Genomic DNA, 17526 nt, shown 5'->3' with positions numbered 1-17526 from the left:
CGTTTGCCATGACTGCCCGCAAGATCTTCGTCACCACCGCCCTGCCGTACGCCAACGGCAACTTCCACATCGGCCACATCATGGAATACATCCAGGCCGACACCTGGGTGCGGTACCAGAGGATGCAGGGCGCCGAGGTGAACTTCGTGGGTGCCGACGACGCACACGGCGCGCCCATCATGATCGCGGCGGAGAAGGCCGGCCTCACGCCCCAGCAGTTCGTGGCCAACATCGCCGCCGGGCGCGCACAGTACCTGGACGGCTTTCACATCGCCTTCGACAACTGGCACAGCACGGACGCGCCGGAAAACCACGCGCTCGCGCAGCAGATCTACCTGGACCTGAAGGCCGCCGGCCTGATCGAAACGCGCACCATCGAGCAGTTCTTCGACCCCGAGAAGAACATGTTCCTGCCCGACCGCTTCATCAAGGGCGAGTGCCCGCGCTGCCACGCCAAGGACCAGTACGGCGACAACTGCGAGGTCTGCGGCGCCGTCTACGCGCCCACCGAGCTGATAGCGCCCTACTCCGCCCTGTCCGGGGCCAAGCCGCAGCTGAAAACCTCCGAGCACTTCTTCTTCAAGCTGTCCGATCCGCGCTGCGTGGAGTTTCTGCAGGAGTGGACGCAAAACGGCCAGCACGTGCAGCCCGAAGTGGCCGCCAAGATCAAGGAATGGTTCGGCACCCGCACCAACCCCGACGGCAGCACCAGCGAAGGGCTGGACGACTGGGACATCTCGCGCGACGCGCCCTACTTCGGCATCGAGATCCCCGATGCGCCGGGCAAGTACTTCTACGTCTGGCTGGACGCGCCCGTGGGCTACCTGGCCTCGCTGAAGAACCTGCTGGAGCGGCGCGGCGAGAGCTACGACGCCTACATGGCCGACCCGCTGCTGGAGCAGTACCACTTCATCGGCAAGGACATCATCACCTTCCACACGCTGTTCTGGCCGGCCATGCTCAAGTTCAGCGGCCGCAAGACGCCCACCAAGATCTGCGTGCACGGCTTCATGACCGTGAACAACGGCGAGAAGATGAGCAAGAGCCGCGGCACCGGGCTGGACCCGCTCAAGTACCTGTCGCTGGGCATGAACCCCGAGTGGCTGCGCTACTACCTGGGCGCCAAGCTCAACGGCAAGAACGAAGACATCGACTTCAATCCCGAGGACTTCATGGCCCGGGTGAACGCCGACCTGATCGGCAAGTACGTGAACATCGCCTCGCGCGCGGCGGGTTTCATCGCCAAGCGCTTTGGCGGCCAGCTGGGCGAGGTCAGCAGCGACGGCCAGGAGCTGCTGGCTGCACTGCGCGCGCAGGCCGACGCCATCGCCCAGGCCTACGAAGCGCGCGACACCGCCCGCGCGGCGCGCGAGGTCATGCTGCTGTGCGACCGCGTGAACAGCTACGTAGACGCCAACAAGCCCTGGGAGCTGGCAAAGCAGGAAGGCATGGACGCGCGGCTGCACGACGTGTGCACCACCTGCATCGAGGCCTTCCGCCTGCTGACCGTCTACCTGAAACCCATGCTGCCGGCCGTCGCCGCGCAGGTGGAGGGCTTCCTGAACGTGGCGCCGCTGGCCTTTGCCGACACCCAGCGCCTGCTGGGCGCGGGCCACGCCATCGGCCAGTACCAGCACCTGATGCAGCGCGTTGTGGTGGAGCAGCTGGACGCCCTGTTCGCGCTGCCCGAGCCGGTGGTGGAAAAGGTGCTGCCAGGCGGAGAGGAAATTGCCCCTACCATCACCATCGACGACTTCGCCAAGGTCGACTTGCGCATCGCAAAAATAGTCGAATGCAAGGCCGTGGAAGGCTCGACCAAGCTGCTGCAGCTGACGCTGGATGCCGGCGAGGGCCGCCTGCGCAACGTGTTCTCCGGCATCGCCAGCATGTATGCGCCCGAGCAGCTGACGGGCAAGCTAACCGTGCTGGTGGCCAACCTGGCGCCGCGCAAGATGAAGTTCGGCGTGTCCGAAGGCATGGTGCTGGCCGCCAGCCATGCCGACGAGAAAGCGCAGCCGGGCATCTACGTGCTGGAGCCCTTTGCCGGCGCGCAGCCGGGCATGCGCATCCACTGATCATCAAAAAGGTGAGCTGCCAGCGCTTGATACACAAGGGCTGGAGCCACTTTTGACCTATAAATCCCCCGGCGTCTCCGCGCCGGCGGCGTCTTGTAGAATCGCCCTCACTCAACAACTCCGCTTGTGCCGCGTGCCGGTCGAGAGGGATGCACCAGCCGGTGCAGCAGCGAGCCCTTCGGGCTCCACACAACGCCCAAGCACCTCGCTTGCCCACGTTGACTGCTCCGGTGCAGGGCCCCTGCGCTACCAGCGCCGGGCCTCTCGCATCCCAGGAGTCTGCATGCCCCCTCTCTTGCCGTCCTTGTACCGCGCCTTCTGGCTGGCGCTGCTGCTGGCATCGCCTTTTGCCAGCGCGCAGCCGGGCGCGCTGGACACCGCGGTGCTGGCCGGCACCTGCTTCAACTGCCACGGACCCGACGGCCGCTCCGCCGGCGCCATCCCCAGCCTGCAGGACCGCAGCGCCGCTGAACTGCGCCAGCGCCTGCACGCCTTCCAGCGCGGACAGGCGCCGGACGCCACCGTGATGACACGGCTGATGAAGGGCTACGACGACGCGCAGATCGAGGCACTGGCCCAGTGGTTCGCGCGCAAGGAGGGCCAGTGATGGCCGCAGCGCACCACCCTACGCGCCGCACCGTGCTGGCCGGCGCCCTGGTCCTGCCCGCCCTGGTGCAGGCCCGTGCCGCATCGGCCCATGTGATCGTCGTGGGCGGAGGCTTCGGCGGCGCCACGGCGGCGCGCTACCTGCGCCGCCACGCCCCGGGCGTGCGCGTGACGCTCGTCGAGCCGGCGGAGCGCTTCTACACCTGCCCGTTCTCCAACCTGGTGCTGGCCGGCCTGCGCAGCTGGGACAGCATCGGCCACGGCTATGCCGGCCTGCGCGCCGCCGGCGTGGACGTGGTCCATGCCCGCGCCGAGGACGTGGACGCCAGCGCGCGCACGCTGCGCCTGTCCACCGGCCAGGTGCTGCGCTGGGACCGCCTGGTGCTCTCGCCCGGCGTGGACATGCGCTGGGACGCGCTGGAGGACTATGGCGAAGCCGCCGCGCAGCGGGCCCCGCACGCCTGGAAGGCCGGCGAGCAGACGCTGCTGCTGCGCCGCCAGCTGCAGGCCATGGAGGACGGTGGCACCTTCGTGATGGCCATCCCCGACAACCCTTTTCGCTGCCCGCCCGGGCCGTATGAGCGGGCGGCGATGGTGGCGCACTACTTCAAGCAGCACAAGCCGCGCAGCAAGCTGCTGCTGCTGGACGCCAAGGACAGCTTCTCCAAGCAGGCGCTGTTCCAGCAGGGCTGGAAGGCGCTGTACGGCGACATGATCGAGTGGGTAGGCCAGAAGGACGACGGCCAGGTGATGCGCGTGGACGCCGCCCGGCTGGAGGTGGAAACAGCCTTCGGCACGCGCCACAAGGCCGCCGTGCTGAACGTCATCCCGCCGCAAAAGGCCGGCTTCATCGCCGAGCGCGCCGGCGTGACGGACGCCAGCGGCTGGGTGCCCGTCAAGGCCGAGAGCTTCGAGTCGCGCCAGGCGAGCGGCATCTACGCGTTGGGCGATGCGACCATCGCCGCGCCCATGCCCAAGTCCGGCTTTGCGGCCAACACCCAGGGCAAGGTGGCCGCCGCCGCCATCGCCGCCGACCTGCTGGGCCTGCCCGCGCCCACGGCCAGCTACGCCAACACCTGCTACAGCCTGATCGGGCCGGGCTACGGCATCTCGGTGGCGGGCGTGTACCGCGCCGAGGGTGGCAAGCTGGTCGAGCCCGCGGGCTCGGGCGGCGTGAGCCCCCTGGATGGCAATGCCGATTACCGCGCGGCGGAAGCGCGCTACGGCGAGGCCTGGTACGCCGCCATCTCCGCCGACATCTGGGGTGGGTAGATGAACATCCCCCTGTGGCGCTGCGCGCCTTCCCCCTTCTCTCGCAGTGCTGCGCAGTGCGGGAAGGGGGACACCGCCGGTGCTGCGGGGCGGCCCTTGCACGGCGGTCGCTGGCCTGGCGCGCGCCCGTTTCAAAGGCTGTGCCCAATGCGCGGCGGCACGGTGGAGCACTGACATGCTGCTGTGGGCCGGATTCCTGCTGGGCTGCGCCTTCGGCGTCGCGGCGCGGCTGGGGCGTTTTTGCCTGGCGCGCGGCCTGCGCGAGTGGCACGGGCGGCCCGTGGACGGCGCGCCGGCGCTGCAGGCCTTCGCACTGGCCCTGGCCGTGGCGCTGCTGGCCTCGCAGGCGCTGGCCTGGGCCGACCTGGTGGATCTGGGCGCGGCGCAGGTCGTGCGAGCCAAGTTTTCCGTGCCCGGCGTGCTGCTGGGCGGCCTGCTGTTTGGCGCCGGCATGGCGCTGGCGCGCAACTGCGGCGCGCGCGCCCTGGTGCTGCTGGCTGGCGGCAATCTGCGTGCGCTGGTGACCCTGCTGTGCCTGGGCCTGGCAGCGCAGGCCACGCTGACCGGTGTGCTGGCCCCGCTGCGCCAGGCGCTGCAGGGTTGGGGCATGGTCGCCCTGGCCCAGGCCACGCTGCCCGGGCAGCTGAGCGCTCTAGGCCTGCCGGCGGGCGCCGCCCTCCTGTGCGCCGCCGCCGTGCCGGCGCTGGCGCTGCTGGGCTTTGCGCTGTGGCGCCCTGCGCTGCGCCGCCAGCCCCTGCAGCTGCTGTGCGCCGCCGCCATCGGCGCGCTGGTGGCCGCCGGCTGGTGGATCACCGCCCAGGTCGGCGTGGACCCGTTCGAGCCCGCGCCCCTCACTTCGCTGAGCTTCATCGGCCCGGTGGCCGAGGGCCTGCTGTTCCTGCAGCTGGCCGTGGGCCGCGCACCCAGCCTGGGGCCGGCCATCGTGGCCGGTACGCTGGCGGGGGCGGCGGCCGCCGCGCTGATCACGCGCAGCGCGCGCTGGGAGGGCTTTGACAGCCCGAGGCGCCTGGCCGCCTCGGCCTGCGGCGGGCTGCTGATGGGCTTTGGCGGCGTGCTGGCCGTGGGCTGCTCCATCGGCCAGGGCCTGTCGGGCCTGTCCACGCTGGCCCTGGCCAGTCTGCCCGCGTGCCTGGGCATCGCCGCGGGCGCTCTGGGCGTGCTGCGCCTGCAATCGTTTTTTTCGCCGTTCCACAAGGAGGGAGCCTCGCCATGCAACGCCGCCATTTCCTGATCACCCCGCCCGCCCTGGCCCTGGGCGCCGCGGCCGGCCCCGTGCTGGCCGCGCCGGCCGTCATCTCCGCGCAGTCGCGCATCCTGCCGCGCCGCGGCAAGGGCCCGCGCATCGTGATTTGCGGTGGCGGCTGGGGCGGCCTGACGGCCGCGCGCCACCTGCGCGAGCAGATCCCCGATGCCGATGTGGTGGTGCTGGAGCGCAACGCCACCTTCTGGTCTGGCCCGATGAGCAACAAGTGGCTCATCGACATCGTGAACACCGACTTCGTGCAGCACGACATGCTGCGCCCGGCCAACAAGTACGGCTACACGCTGCTGCAGACCGAGGTGACGGGCTTCGAGCGCGACAAGAAGCTGGTGCGCACCGGCCACGGCCTGGTCGAGTACGACTATCTTGTCCTCTCGGGCGGCATCCGCGACGCCTGGGACGCCTGGTTCGGCGACGACCAGCGCGCCATCGACCACACGCGCGCGCACTTTGCCAGCGCCTACATCCCCAACCAGCAGATGTTCGCGCTCAAGCAGCGCGTGAAGGACTTCAAGGGCGGCACGCTGGTCATGACGCTGCCCCCGCCGCCGCACCGCTGCCCGCCCTCGCCCTACGAGCGCGCCTGCCTGATTGCCTCGCACATCAAGAAGAACAAGATTCCGGGCAAGATCGTGATCCTGGACCCCAAGCCCAAGATCGCCCCGATCGGCATGGGCTACAAGCAGGCCTTCGACGAGCTGTACCCGGACATCATCACCCACGTGCCCAACGCGCGCGTGCAGGAGGTTGATCCGTTCGCCAAGCGCGTCAAGACCACGGCCGGCGAGCTGAAGTTCGACGAGGCCATCCTGATGCCGCCGCACCAGGCCGCCGACATGGTTTGGCACGCCGGCCTGATCGGCAAGGATGCTGCCACGGGCAAGCCCACCGGCTGGGCCGACATGCACACGCGCCTGTTCCACGCCAACGGCGACGACAGCGTGTACTTCGTGGGCGACCTGATGGGCGCCATCTCGCCGCAGTTCGGCCATTACCCCAAGAGCGCGCACGTGGCCAACTACATCGGCCAGATCGTCGCCAAGTACATCGCCCAGCGCGTGGCGGGCCAGGAAGTCAAGCCGCTCTTGCCCGACAACCTGTGCTACATGATGGTCAACACCGAGCCGCAGGAAGAAATCTCGGTCAAGTTCGAGTACGAGGTGGACGCCACGGGCCAGGTCATCCAGAACCAGATCGACATGGACGTGCGCTCCGCCGATCTGGTGAAGGAAGACTTTGCCTGGGCGCGCTCCAAGTTCGCAGACTTCCTCTGACAACCCCCTGAGCCGCTGCGCGGCTTCCCCCTTCTCTCTACGCGCTTCGCGCGCTGGGAAGGGGGACGACGCTGGCGGACCGGCGAAGCCGGATCCGCGGCGTCTGCTGGCACGGGGCGGCGCCTGTTTTCAACCGAGCTTTCTCACTTCACCTGACATGCAACGACATCCTTCCCGCCGCGCGCTGATGGCTGCCGGCGCGGCGCTGGCCCTGCCGGGCGCGGCGCTGGCGCAGGCGCAGAGCAAGGCGCCGCTGGCCGATGCCCTGGCGCCCAACCCTGTGGCCTTCCGCAAGGCCATGGCCGACTTCACGCAGGGGCGCGTGGCGCAGGCCGAGGGCCTGCTGCTGGACGTGCCCACGCTGGCCGACAACCCCGGCGCCGTGCCGGTGAAAGTGAAGGTGACCTTGCCCATCACCGAGCAGGACTGGTGCGAGGAAGTGATCGTGCTGGCCGACATGAACCCCTCGCCGCAGGCCTGCCGGCTGCAGTTCACGGCGGCGGCCGGCACGGCCGAGGCCGCCGTGCGTGTGCGCCTGTCGCAGTCGCAGACTATCCACGCCCTGGCCCGCATGAAAAGCGGCAGGCTGCTGGCCGCCAGCCAGGCCGTCACCGTGGCCGCCAGCGGCTGCGGCATGTGACCAGAAAGAGCCCCGCATGAACCAGAAACCGCCCCGCGTCTGGGTCAGCAACGCCAGCCCGAAGGCCGGCGAGGTGCTGCGCGTGCGCGCCCAGATCGAGCACGTCATGGAAAGCGGCCTGCGCAGCGACGGCGCAGGCAAGATCCGCCCGCGCAACATCGTCACGCGCTTCGAGGCGCGCCTGGGGCCTGCCCTGCTGTTCGCGTGGGAGCCCGGCATCTCCGTGGCGCAGAACCCCTACATCGAGTTCACCTTCGTGGCGCGCGCCAGCGGCGAGCTGAAGCTGCTGTGGAAGGACGACGCGGGCCAGAGCACCAGCGCCTCCAAGGCCATTACGGTGGCCTGAGGCGCCCTCAAGTTTTAGGCATCAAAAAGGCCCTCAGCGCTTACCAGCCAAGCGCTGGCAGCTATCAATTCGATAGTCTCAGCAAGCCGGCGGGTGTGGCCTGAGCCTCGTCCACCCGGAACACCGCCACGGCGTTCACCAGCTCCTGCGCCTGGCTGCCCAGGCTGCCGGCCGACGCCGCCACCTGCTCCACCAGCGCGGCGTTTTGCTGGGTGACGTGGTCCATCTGCGCAATGGCCTCGCCGATCTGCGCCACGCCGGCGCGCTGCTCGTCGCTGGCGCGGCTGATCTCCCCCATGAGCGCCGTGGCGCGGGCAATCGCCGCCACCACCTCGTGCATGGTGGCGCCGGCGCGGTCCACCAGCTGCGTGCCCTGCTGCACCTGGCCGGCGCTGTCGGCGATCAGCGCCTTGATCTCGCGCGCCGCCTCGGCGCTGCGCTGGGCCAGCTGGCGCACTTCGCCGGCCACCACGGCAAAGCCCCTGCCCTGCTCGCCGGCGCGGGCGGCCTCCACGGCGGCATTGAGCGCCAGGATGTTGGTCTGGAAGGCAATACCGTCGATGACGCCGATGATGTCGCCGATGCGCCGGCTGGCGGTGTCGATGCCGCGCATGGTCTGCACCACCTCGCCCACCACGGCGCCGCCACGCTCGGCCACCGCGCTGGCCTCGCGCGCCAGGGCGTTGGCCTGCTGGGCGCTGTCCGCGTTGAGGTCCACGGCGTGGCGCAGCTCCTGCATGGAAGCGGAGGCCTGCTGCAGCGCCGCGGCCTGCGATTCGGTGCGGTTGGACAGGTCGATGTTGCCCTGCGTGATCTCGGTGCTGGCGCCCAGCACGCTGTGCGCGCCCTGGGGCACGTGAGTGACCACGCCGGCCAGCGCGCCCTGCATGTCTTTCAGCGCCAGCAGCAGCTGGGCCACCTCGTTGCGGCCGCTGGCCTGGATGGGCTCGCTCAGGTGTCCGGCCGCCACGGAGCGCGCCACGCGCACCGCCTGGCGCAGCGGCACGCTGATGGAGCGCGTGATCCACCACGCCAGCGCGGCGCCCAGCGCCAGCAGCACCAGCGGCACGCCCAACAGCACGCTGCGCACGCTGGTGGCCGCGCGCTCGGTGGCGCCGGTGGCCTGCTCCAGCTGGCCCTGCTGCTGCGCCAGCAGCGTGTCGATGGCACCCAGGTAGGCCTGCTGCGCCGGGTGCATCTTCTCGACCAGCAGCTCCTTGGCGTCGAACACCTGCCCCGAAGCGGACAGGTCGCGCGCCTCTTCCTGCAGCGGCTCGTACACCTTGCGCGCGGCCTGCACCTGGGCCAGCACCGTCTGTGCGGTGGCGTCGCCGGCGAGCAAGCGGTCCAGCTCGGCGAAGTGCTGGTCGATGCGCCGCTGTGTGGCCACGATGCGCTCGCCCTCGGCCATGATGGCGGAGCTGTCGCTCATCAGGATCATGTTGCGCACGCTGGTGCCGATGCCCAGCACCTCTTCCTTGATGGCGTTGGCAGCCACCATGCGCGGCATGCGCGTGCCCGCCACGTCGCCGAACAGCCCGTTCATGGCCGCCAGCTGCACCCACACCGCCGCCACCATGGCCAGCACCATCAGCCCCAGCAGGAAAAAACCCAGCACCAGTCAGGAGGAGATTCGCAAATCTTCGATGCGCATGGCGCGATGCTCCGGGCGCCGCCGCCCCAGGGTTGCACGGGCGGGGCGCGCCGGCCTTCCAGCAGCCGCGCGCCGCCGCGGCTACTACAGCATGCCCAGCATGCGGGGGAACCACAGGCTCAGCTCGGGCACGTAGGTCACCGCGACCAGGAAGCCCAGCATGGCCAGCAGCCACGGCCAGACGGCCACGGTGAGCTCGGTAATACCCATCTTGGTGATGCCCGAGGCCACGTACAGGTTCAGGCCCACCGGCGGGTGGCACATGCCGACCTCCATGTTCACCACCATGATGATGCCGAAGTGGATGGGGTCGATGCCCAGCTTCATGGCCACGGGGAACAGGATGGGCGCGAAGATCAGCATGATCGACGACGGCTCCATGAAGTTGCCGGCCAGCAGCAGGATCACGTTCACCGCCAGCAGGAAGGCCACCACACCCAGGCCGTTGCCCAGCATCCAGTCGGCCAGCGCCTGCGGGATGTTCTCGTTGGTCATGATGAAGCTGAACAGCACCGCGTTGGTGATGATATACAGCAGCATCGCGCTCATGTTGGCCGAGGACAGCAGCACGCGCGGCACGTCCTTGAGCGTCATGTCCTTGTAGATGAAAACGGCGACGATGAAGGCGTAGACGGCGCTCATGGCCGCGGCCTCGGTGGGCGTGAAGATGCCGGCGTAGATGCCACCCATCACCACGATGATCAGGAACAGGCCCCAGGCCGACTTGCGAAAAGCCGTCCAGCGCTCGCCCCAGGTGGCCTTGGGCAGACGCGGGTAGTTGTACTTGCGCGCGCGCCAGTAGGTCACGCCGCCCAGCACCAGGGCCAGCACCAGGCCCGGCACCACGCCGGCCATGAACAGCGCGCCCACGGAGGTGTTGGTGGCCACGGCATACATCACCATCACGATGGACGGCGGGATCAGGATGCCCAGCGCCCCCGAGGTGGTGATCACGCCCGCGCCGAAGCGGTTGGGAAAGCCCGCCTTGACCATGGCCGGCAGCAGGATGGAGCCAATCGCCACCACGGTCGCCGGGCTGGAGCCCGACACCGCCGCGAACAGCGCGCAGGCCAGCACGCCGCCCAGGCCCAGGCCGCCGTACCAGTGGCCGACCATGGCAGTGGCGAAGTTGATCATGCGCCGCGCCACGCCGCCGTGCGTGAGGAAGTTGCCCGCCAGGATGAAGAACGGGATCGCCATGATCTCGAACTTCTCGATGCCAGTGAACAGCTTGAGCGCCACCGACTCCAACGGCACGTCGGTGAAGCCGAACAGGAAGGTGAGAACCGTCAGGCCCAGCGAGATGGACACCGGCATGCCGGTGAGCATCAGCGCCGCGAGGATGAAAAAGATGATGGCGGCGTTCATTTGCGGTCACCTGCGTTCTTGGGGGCGTTGCCGGGGCGGTCCTCGTCGGGGTGCAGGTTGTCCTGCAGGTTGTAGAACTCGGTGTTCTGCGCCGCTTCCTCGGCCGGCGTCTCCTCCAGGCCGTCAACGTGGCCGTGGTCGTGGTGCGGCAGCTCGCCGGTGCGGACGAAGCCGACCAGCACCTGCAGGAAACGGAAGCACATCAGGCTGCTGCCCAGGGGAATGGCGCTGTAGACGATCCAGGTCGGCCATTCCAGGTCCGGCGTGGTAGGCCCCTCGATCAGCTCCTCGACGTTCATGCCGACCGCCTTGAAGAAGGCGTAGTGCGCGCCGTTGTCCCAGACGAAGGTGGCGCCCATGATGGCCACGATGCCGGTGAACAGCGCGCCCGCGCCCATGCCGAAGATGATGAACTTGCCGCGCGTGTCCTTGCCCATGCGGTTGATGAACACGTCCACGCCCACGTGGATGCCGGTGCGCACGCCGTAGGCGGCGCCGAACTTGGCCATCCACACGAACATGATGATGGTCAGCTCCTGCGCCCAGGTCATGTTGATGGACAGCAGCCAGTCCTGCAGGCCGGGGATGGCGTAGCCGGCGGTGTAGCGGTGCAGCACGGCGATGAAGACGATGAGCGTGGCAGCGCCCATCAGGAAGGTGATCAGCCACTCTTCCAGGTGATCGAGGATTTTCATCATGGGATGGTTCTCCGCAGAGAAGGTCGGTGCGCGGTGCGGATTGCACGGCGAGGGCGCCCATGCGGGCGCCCTCCCTGGGCCGGGGGCGCTGCGCTAGCGCCCCGGCGGTCTTTCTTCAGCTCAGCTCAACAAAGAGGCTCAGAGCTTCTTCGGGTCGAAGCCGGTGGCCTTGTACACGTCCTGGATGATTTCCTTGCCGATGCGGCCGGACATCTTCTCGTGCACCGGCACCAGGGCCTTCTTCAGCGCCGCGCGCTCCTCGGCGGTGGGCGTGTAGATGGTGGTCTTGCCGCTGGCCTTGACGGCCTCCATGGCACGGTCGTTCTCGTCCTGCGCGATCTGGTTGGCGTAGGCCGTGGCCTGGCGCATGGCGTCTTCCAGCTGGCCGCGTACGTCGCCGGGCAGGCCGTCCCAGAACTTCTTGTTGACGATGACCGCGTAGCCCAAATAGCCGTGCTTGGTCAGGCTGACGTGCTTTTGCACCTCGTGCATCTTCTGGGTGTAGAAGTTGGACGGCGGGTTCTCGGTGGCGTCCACCACCCCGGTCTGCAGAGCCTGGTAGGTCTCGCCGAAGGCGATCACCTGCGGGATGCCGCCCAGGGCGCGGATTTCCTCTTCCAGCACCTTGGACGACTGGATGCGGTACTTCAGGCCCTTGTAGTCGGCCACGCTGTGCAGCGGCTTGTTGGCCGAGAAGTCCTTGAAGCCGTTGTCCCAGAACGCCAGGCCGGTGATGCCGCGGGTCTGCAGCTTCTTCATCAGCTTCTCGCCCACGGGGCCGGTGGTGATCTTGTGCAGCTCGTCGCGGTTATCAAAGATGAAGGGCAGGTCGAAGACTTCGAATTCCTTCACGCCCAGCGGGCCGAACTTGGCCAGCGACGGGGCCAGCATCTGCACCGAACCCAGCTGCAGCGCCTCCATCTCTTCCTTGTCCTTGTACAGGGCGCTGTTGGCGTATACCTCGACCTTGACCTTGCCCTTGGTCAGCTCCTCCGCCTTCTTGGCGAAGAACTCGGCAGCCTTGCCCTTGGGGGTATCCTGGGCCACGACGTGGCTGAACTTGATCACCGTTTGCGCCTGGGCAAAGGTGGCGCCAAAGGCCAGCAGCGCGCCGGCCAGAATGCTTTTCACGGGAAAACGCATGACAGTCTCCATGGGATAGGGTTCAAACGGGGCGGACTGTAGACAACGCGCTTACGCCTGGTAACTGTGGCGTTCCACAGCTAGGGAGAACCCGTAAGTAACAACCCGCAACGTCAGGCCGCGGAGGCCGCTGCGCCGCGCATGCGCCGCAACCAGTCCACCCCGATGCGCGCCGCCAGCGTGTCGTGCACGCCGCGCGTGGCGTGGCGCAGCCGCTGGCGCTGCACGGCGTCCAGCGCGTGGATGCGGGTGGCGCCGCTGGCGCGCAGCGCGGCCAGCGCCTCGTCGTTTTCGCGCTGGGCGATGGCGTTGCCCCAGGCCAGCGACTCGGCCAGGGCCTGCTCGACCAGGGCGCGGTCGGCGGGCTCCAGGTACTGCCAGAACTGCTGGTGCACCACGATGGCGTAGCCCAGGTAGCCGTGCGAAGTCAGGCTCAGGTCGGTCTGCGCTTCGTGCATGCGCTGCGTCCAGAAGTTGGAGACCGGGTTTTCCGTGCCGTCCACCACGCCCGCCGCCAGCGCGCGGCGCGTCTCGCCGAAGGACAGCACCACCGGCTTGGCGCCCAGCGCGCGCATCTGGTGCGCGATCACGCGCGAGGACTGGATGCGCACGCGCAGGCCCACGAAGTCCTCGGGCCCGAGCAGTGGGCGGTTGGCGCTCATGTGCTTGAAGCCGTTGTCCAGGTAGCCCAGGCCCAGCAGGCGCTGGCGCGCCAGCAGGCCCAGCAGCTCCTGGCCCACGGCGCCCTGCATGGTGCGGTGCACCTGCTCGGCCGCGTCGAACATGAAGGGCAGGTCGAACAGCTCGAACTCGGGAAAACCGATGGGACCGAACTTGGACAGCGAGGGCGCCAGCATGTCCACCGCGCCCAGCTGCAGCGCCTGCATCTCGTCCTCGTCGCCGTACAGCAGCGAGTTGGGGTAGATCAGCACCTCGATCTCGCCCTGGCTGAGCGCCTGCACGCGCTCGCGGAAGTGCTCCAGCGCCAGGCCCTTGGGCGTCTGGCGCGCCACCACGTGTGACAGACGGATGGTCACGCGCGCGCGCCGCGCCGGCGCCGCGCCCGTCATGCCCGCGCCAGGCAGGGCCGCCAGGCCCAGGGCCTGCACGAGCCGGCGGCGGCGAAGGGGGGCGGCGCACATGGCCGGTATTATCGCCAGCGCTTTTTCATCCCCCTGCCTGCCGCGCCACGCCCTGCGCCGTGCCTCCACTGACGCCCCCGCCCGCCGACGACTTCGCCCTGCTGCACGCCAGCACGCGCAGCCTGCCCGACCGCAGCCGCTGGACGGTGCTGTGGATGATGGGCCTGGCCGTCCTCATCGTGGCCGCCGTGGTGGCCCTGGTGTGGTACCTGAACCGCTTCGAGAGCGAAGAGGAGGAGCGCCGCCGCGGCGCCGACGCCCAATGGCTGGAGCAAAGCGTGCAGTTCCACTTCCGCCGGCTGGAGGACGACGTGGCCCAACAGGCCCGCCAGGCGGCGCTGGACGGCCCGCGCGCCTGGAACGCCGATGCCCGGCCCGAGGCCGGCGACGCCGGCGTCCCCGCCGGCCTGCTGCAGCGCGCCGAGGGCGTGGTGCTGGCCCAGGCCTGGCTGGCCGAGCAGGGCGCGGGCGGCGGCGACCTGGCCGCCTGGTACGACGACGCCGCGCGCCATGAGGACAACCGCCAAGCCCTGCAGACGCTGCAGGACATCGTGCGCGGCCTGCGCCGCGCCAGCTACGCCGGCCCCATGCGCACCGCCGAGGGTGAGGCCACCGACCGCGTCTGGCTGGCCGTGCCCTACTTCGACGGCACGCGGCTGGTGGGCATGTACGCCGTGCAGCTGGCCATGCGCCAGGCGGTGGACGCGCTGCTGCCGCCGTGGTTCTTGCAAAAGCAGACCGTGCGCCTGGTGGTGGACGGCGCGCCCGCGCCCGCCGCCACCGAGCAGGCCCCGCCCAACCGCACCGTCATGAACCTGCCCGGCACCGACCTGCTGCTGGAGGTCGTGCCGCAGGGTCCGCGCACCTCGCCTGTGCCGCGCATCTTCTTCCTGGTGGCGCTGTTGTTCCTGCTGGGCATGCTGGCCAGCCTGGCGGCACTGCGGCGCGACTTTGGCAAGCGCCAGCAGGTGCAGCAGCGCCTGCAGGCCGAGGTGGCGCTCCGCACCGCCATGGAGGGCTCGGTCACCATCGGCATGCGCGCCTGGGACATGGACGGCCGCATCCTCTACGTGAACGACGCCTTCTGCGCCATGCTGGGCTACAGCAGCGAGGAGCTGCGCGGCACGCGCGCACCCCTGCCCTACTGGCCGCCCGAGCAGGCCGAGCGCCTGGCCGCGCTGCACGAAAGCGTGATCCGCCAGGGCACGCGGCCCGAGGGCATCGAGGCGCAGTTCCGCCACAAGCACGGCCACCTGGTGGACGTGCTGATCCACGAGGCGCCCCTGACCCGCGCCGACGGCACGCAGCTGGGCTGGATGAGCTCCATCCTGGACATCAGCGAGCGCAAGCGCGCACAGCAGCTGGCCGCCTCCCAGCAGGAAAAGCTGGAGGCCTCGGCCCGCCTGGTGGCCGTGGGCGAGGTCGCCTCCACCCTGGCGCACGAGCTCAACCAGCCGCTGGGCGCCCTGTCCAGCTTTGCCAGCGGCCTGCTCAACCGGCTGGAGCGCGGCACCATGACCGACGCCGAGCTGCGCACCGTGGTGCAGCGCATGGCCGCTCTGGCCGAACGCGCCGGCGGCGTGACCCAGCGCGTGAACGCCTTCGCGCGCCGGCGCGAACTCAACCTCAAGCGCCTGGACCTGGTCCCGCTGGTGCGGCGCGCCGCCGCGGCCGTGCAGGAGACCCACGGCGCCACCCTGCTGCTGCAGTTGCCGCACACGGCTGCCTGGGTGCAGGGCGATGCGCTGCTGCTGGAACACCTGGTGCACAACCTGTGCGGCAACGCGCTGGACTGGGCGCGCCGCGGCAGCCACGCGCCCCAGGTGCAGGTGCGCCTGCAGCCCTGCGAGGACGCCCCCGGCCACATGTGCCTGGCCGTGGCCGACAACGGCCCCGGCGTGCCCGAGGAGGCGCAGGCGCGCATCTTCGACGCCTTCTTCAGCACCAAGGAAGGCGGCATGGGCATGGGCCTGGCCATCTGCCGCTCCATCGCCGAGGCGCACCACGGGCGTATCCTGGTGGGCCGAGACGCGCTGCTGGGCGGCGCCCTGTTCACCGCCGACCTGCCCCTGGCACCGGCCACCGCATCCACCGCCCCATGACCTCCGAGCCCCCGCACGCCGCCGTGGACATCCACATCGTTGACGACGACGCCGACGTGCGCGACGGCCTGGCCTGGCTGTTCGACTCGCGCGGCTGGCAGGCGCGCACCTGGGCCGGCGGCCCCGAGCTGCTGGCCGACGCGCAGCAGCGCCAGGCCAGCGGCGACTGGGGCCTGGCCGTGGTGCTGCTGGACGTGCGCATGCAGCCGCTGTCCGGCCCCGTCACCTTCGAGCGGCTGAAAGCCCTGGGCTGTCCCTGGCCGGTGCTGTTCCTGACCGGCCACGGCGACGTGGGCACGGCCGTGGAGGCCGTCAAGAACGGCGCCTGGGACTTTCTGGAAAAGCCCTTCCAGGACAACATGCTGGTGGACCGCGTGGAGCAGGCCATGCAGGCCGCCCTGGCCCAGACCGACGCCGAGCGCGAAGCACGGCGCCTGCGCCAGGCCCTGGACAGCTTGAGCCCGCGCGAGCACGAGGTGCTGAAGGAGCTGCTGCACGGCCACTACAACAAGAACATCGCCGAGCACCTGGGCATCACCGCGCGTACCGTGGAATTCCACCGCGCCAACATCTTCGAGAAGATGGGCGTGGAGTCCGCCATCGAACTGGCGCACAAGCTCGGGCGCCTCACGCCCATGGGTGGCGGACGCTGACCGGCACTATCGAAAAGAGAGCTGCTGGCGCTTGATGGCAAAGGGCTGGAGCCCTTTTTCCTCGCAATCTCAGGCGCAAGGCCGGTCGCCTCCTTGGCTGCCTGGTGCAAATTGCAAGCCAAATCGGCCTCCAGACCTTATCTAGCAAGCGCTAGCAGCTATCAATAGCGTAGCAATCAACCCTGCTCGCCTTGCCGCGCCCGCCACTGCGCCGGCGTGCACCCCGTCCATCGCCTGAAGGCGCGCCAGAACACCGCCGGCTCGGCAAAGCCGAGGGCCTGGCCGATGTCGGCCAGGGGCCGGTCCGCCTGGGCCACGGCCTGCAGGGCGGCCTCGCGGCGCACGGCGTCCAGCAGGGCGGAAAAGCTCAGCTGCTGCGCCCGCATGCGCCGCGCCAGCGTGCGCTCGCTCAAGGACAGGGCGGCGGCGGCCTCGGCGCGCGTGGGCACGCGAGCCGGCAGCGCGGCGGCGATCCAGGCGCGCAGCTCCTGGGCCAGCGCCCCGCCCTGGCTGAGCACGGCCAGGCGCTCGGCCGCGTGCTGGTGGTGCAGCCGCGCCAGCTGCGCGTCGGCCTGGGGCAGGGGCGCGTCCAGCAGGGCGTTGTCCAGCAGCACGCCGCTGAAGGCCTGCTCGAAGGCCACCGGGCAGCCGAACACGTCGCGGTAGCCGGCCAGCGGCCCCAAGCGCGGCTGGCTGAACTGCACCTGCAGCGGCCGCACGGCCCGGCCCGTGACCCAGCGCGAGAAAGCCACCACCGCCGCCAGCACCGCCTCGATCTGGTGCGGGCTGAAGGCCAGCGTGCCCTGGCGCGGGTGGTAGACCACCCAGCCGGCCTGGGCGCCGGCAATCATCTGGAAGCGCCCGCCGTCGCTGATCAGGCGCTGGTACTGCTGCACCGCACCGATGGCCGCGCGCAGGCTGGGCGCGGACTGCAGCAGGTAGCTGACCACGTTGAAGCTGCCCGGCCCGACCAGCGAGCCGGCCTTCAGGCCGAAGCCCGCGTCCTGCGTGCAGTGCGCGGCCGCGCGCCACAGCCGGGTGATGTGGTCGATGGGCCAGCGCTCGAGCGCCAGCTCGCCCGCGCCGATGCCGGCGCGGGCCAGCAGCGCGGCGCGGGGCACGCCGGCGCCTTCGGCCGCGGCCAGCACCGTACCCACCCAGCTCATGGAAACCGTGGCCTGCAGGGTCAAGGCAGCTGTCCTCCAAAGTCAACTGGCACGGATGATAGGGGGCTAACCTGCCGTGCAGCGCGCCGCACCTGCATACGCACA

15 protein-coding genes are annotated in these 17526 nt (G+C 69.7%); 9 read left to right on the top strand and 6 right to left on the bottom strand.

The genetic code is table 11. The annotated features are described in order from the left end of the window. Positions 1–8: 8 nt before the first annotated feature. The 7 genes from metG to RT282_RS05325 all read left to right on the top strand — a co-directional run bounded on the left by metG (position 9) and on the right by RT282_RS05325 (position 7495). Positions 9–2075 carry a methionine--tRNA ligase gene (gene metG, locus RT282_RS05355; RefSeq protein WP_313312266.1) on the top strand — a complete coding sequence of 689 codons (2067 nt, stop codon included), beginning with the start codon at positions 9–11 and terminating at the stop codon, positions 2073–2075. Positions 2076–2358: 283 nt separating this feature from the next. Further along, positions 2359–2682 carry a c-type cytochrome gene (locus RT282_RS05350; protein ID WP_313312264.1) on the top strand — a complete coding sequence of 108 codons (324 nt, stop codon included), beginning with the start codon at positions 2359–2361 and terminating at the stop codon, positions 2680–2682. Next, a complete protein-coding gene (locus tag RT282_RS05345; protein WP_312306995.1) occupies positions 2682–3953 on the top strand; it encodes an FCSD flavin-binding domain-containing protein in 1272 nt (423 codons plus the stop codon). The genes RT282_RS05350 and RT282_RS05345 overlap by 1 nt, the downstream gene beginning before the upstream one ends. Before the next feature lie 175 nt (positions 3954–4128). Further along, positions 4129–5205 carry a YeeE/YedE thiosulfate transporter family protein gene (locus tag RT282_RS05340; RefSeq protein ID WP_313312262.1) on the top strand — a complete coding sequence of 359 codons (1077 nt, stop codon included), beginning with the start codon at positions 4129–4131 and terminating at the stop codon, positions 5203–5205. Continuing rightward, the gene (locus tag RT282_RS05335) at positions 5184–6509 is read left to right on the top strand and encodes an FAD-dependent oxidoreductase (RefSeq protein WP_313312261.1); all 1326 of its coding nucleotides are present in this window, start codon (positions 5184–5186) and stop codon (positions 6507–6509) included. Before RT282_RS05340 ends, RT282_RS05335 begins: the two co-directional genes overlap by 22 nt. A 157-nt stretch (positions 6510–6666) precedes the next feature. Beyond that, positions 6667–7149: a thiosulfate oxidation carrier protein SoxY gene (locus tag RT282_RS05330; RefSeq protein WP_313312260.1), complete on the top strand. Its 483-nt coding sequence runs from the start codon at positions 6667–6669 to the stop codon at positions 7147–7149. 16 nt (positions 7150–7165) lie between these two features. Further along, on the top strand, positions 7166–7495 hold the full coding sequence (locus RT282_RS05325) for a thiosulfate oxidation carrier complex protein SoxZ (RefSeq protein ID WP_313077829.1): 330 nt from the start codon (positions 7166–7168) through the stop codon (positions 7493–7495). 64 nt (positions 7496–7559) lie between these two features. Here RT282_RS05325 and RT282_RS05320 read toward each other — a convergent pair whose 3' ends face one another. The 5 genes from RT282_RS05320 to RT282_RS05300 all read right to left on the bottom strand — a co-directional run bounded on the left by RT282_RS05320 (position 7560) and on the right by RT282_RS05300 (position 13500). Beyond that, entirely contained in the window at positions 7560–9113 is a 1554-nt protein-coding gene (locus RT282_RS05320; protein WP_313312258.1) for a methyl-accepting chemotaxis protein, read from the bottom strand. A 120-nt stretch (positions 9114–9233) separates the two neighbouring features. After that, the gene (locus tag RT282_RS05315; protein ID WP_312758370.1) at positions 9234–10517 is read right to left on the bottom strand and encodes a TRAP transporter large permease subunit; all 1284 of its coding nucleotides are present in this window, start codon (positions 10515–10517) and stop codon (positions 9234–9236) included. Beyond that, positions 10514–11212: a TRAP transporter small permease gene (locus tag RT282_RS05310; RefSeq protein WP_313312636.1), complete on the bottom strand. Its 699-nt coding sequence runs from the start codon at positions 11210–11212 to the stop codon at positions 10514–10516. The genes RT282_RS05315 and RT282_RS05310 overlap by 4 nt, the downstream gene beginning before the upstream one ends. A gap of 141 nt (positions 11213–11353) precedes the next feature. Next, positions 11354–12358 carry a TRAP transporter substrate-binding protein gene (locus tag RT282_RS05305; protein ID WP_313312257.1) on the bottom strand — a complete coding sequence of 335 codons (1005 nt, stop codon included), beginning with the start codon at positions 12356–12358 and terminating at the stop codon, positions 11354–11356. A gap of 113 nt (positions 12359–12471) precedes the next feature. After that, positions 12472–13500 carry a DctP family TRAP transporter solute-binding subunit gene (locus RT282_RS05300; protein WP_313312255.1) on the bottom strand — a complete coding sequence of 343 codons (1029 nt, stop codon included), beginning with the start codon at positions 13498–13500 and terminating at the stop codon, positions 12472–12474. Between the two features lie 59 nt (positions 13501–13559). On the opposite strand from RT282_RS05300, the gene RT282_RS05295 reads away from it, so the two are divergent. Together RT282_RS05295 and RT282_RS17260 are read left to right on the top strand one after the other, a co-directional pair. After that, a complete protein-coding gene (locus RT282_RS05295) occupies positions 13560–15602 on the top strand; it encodes a PAS domain S-box protein (protein ID WP_313312252.1) in 2043 nt (680 codons plus the stop codon). After that, positions 15599–16255 carry a response regulator transcription factor gene (locus RT282_RS17260; protein ID WP_409519454.1) on the top strand — a complete coding sequence of 219 codons (657 nt, stop codon included), beginning with the start codon at positions 15599–15601 and terminating at the stop codon, positions 16253–16255. The genes RT282_RS05295 and RT282_RS17260 overlap by 4 nt, the downstream gene beginning before the upstream one ends. 176 nt (positions 16256–16431) lie before the next feature. Here RT282_RS17260 and RT282_RS05280 read toward each other — a convergent pair whose 3' ends face one another. Beyond that, positions 16432–17445, bottom strand: a complete 1014-nt coding sequence (locus RT282_RS05280) for an AraC family transcriptional regulator (RefSeq protein ID WP_313312249.1) — start codon at positions 17443–17445, stop codon at positions 16432–16434. Between the last annotated feature and the right edge of the window lie 81 nt (positions 17446–17526).

It is taken from the genome of Pulveribacter sp. (assembly GCF_032079985.1).
GTDB lineage: Bacteria > Pseudomonadota > Gammaproteobacteria > Burkholderiales > Burkholderiaceae_C > Melaminivora.
Note: the sequence above shows the minus strand (reverse complement) of the source record. Positions and strands in the feature narration are given on the sequence as shown.

Excerpts from the sequence above, each read along its gene's own strand:
- metG (WP_313312266.1), top strand. The coding sequence starts at position 9 with ATGACTGCCCGCAAGATCTTCGTCACCACCGCCCTGCCGTACGCCAAC.
- RT282_RS05350 (WP_313312264.1), top strand. The coding sequence starts at position 2,359 with ATGCCCCCTCTCTTGCCGTCCTTGTACCGCGCCTTCTGGCTGGCGCTG.
- RT282_RS05345 (WP_312306995.1), top strand. The coding sequence starts at position 2,682 with ATGGCCGCAGCGCACCACCCTACGCGCCGCACCGTGCTGGCCGGCGCC.
- RT282_RS05340 (WP_313312262.1), top strand. The coding sequence starts at position 4,129 with ATGCTGCTGTGGGCCGGATTCCTGCTGGGCTGCGCCTTCGGCGTCGCG.
- RT282_RS05335 (WP_313312261.1), top strand. The coding sequence starts at position 5,184 with ATGCAACGCCGCCATTTCCTGATCACCCCGCCCGCCCTGGCCCTGGGC.
- RT282_RS05330 (WP_313312260.1), top strand. The coding sequence starts at position 6,667 with ATGCAACGACATCCTTCCCGCCGCGCGCTGATGGCTGCCGGCGCGGCG.
- RT282_RS05325 (WP_313077829.1), top strand. The coding sequence starts at position 7,166 with ATGAACCAGAAACCGCCCCGCGTCTGGGTCAGCAACGCCAGCCCGAAG.
- RT282_RS05315 (WP_312758370.1), bottom strand. The coding sequence starts at position 10,517 with ATGAACGCCGCCATCATCTTTTTCATCCTCGCGGCGCTGATGCTCACC.
- RT282_RS05310 (WP_313312636.1), bottom strand. The coding sequence starts at position 11,212 with ATGAAAATCCTCGATCACCTGGAAGAGTGGCTGATCACCTTCCTGATG.
- RT282_RS05305 (WP_313312257.1), bottom strand. The coding sequence starts at position 12,358 with ATGCGTTTTCCCGTGAAAAGCATTCTGGCCGGCGCGCTGCTGGCCTTT.
- RT282_RS05300 (WP_313312255.1), bottom strand. The coding sequence starts at position 13,500 with ATGTGCGCCGCCCCCCTTCGCCGCCGCCGGCTCGTGCAGGCCCTGGGC.
- RT282_RS17260 (WP_409519454.1), top strand. The coding sequence starts at position 15,599 with ATGACCTCCGAGCCCCCGCACGCCGCCGTGGACATCCACATCGTTGAC.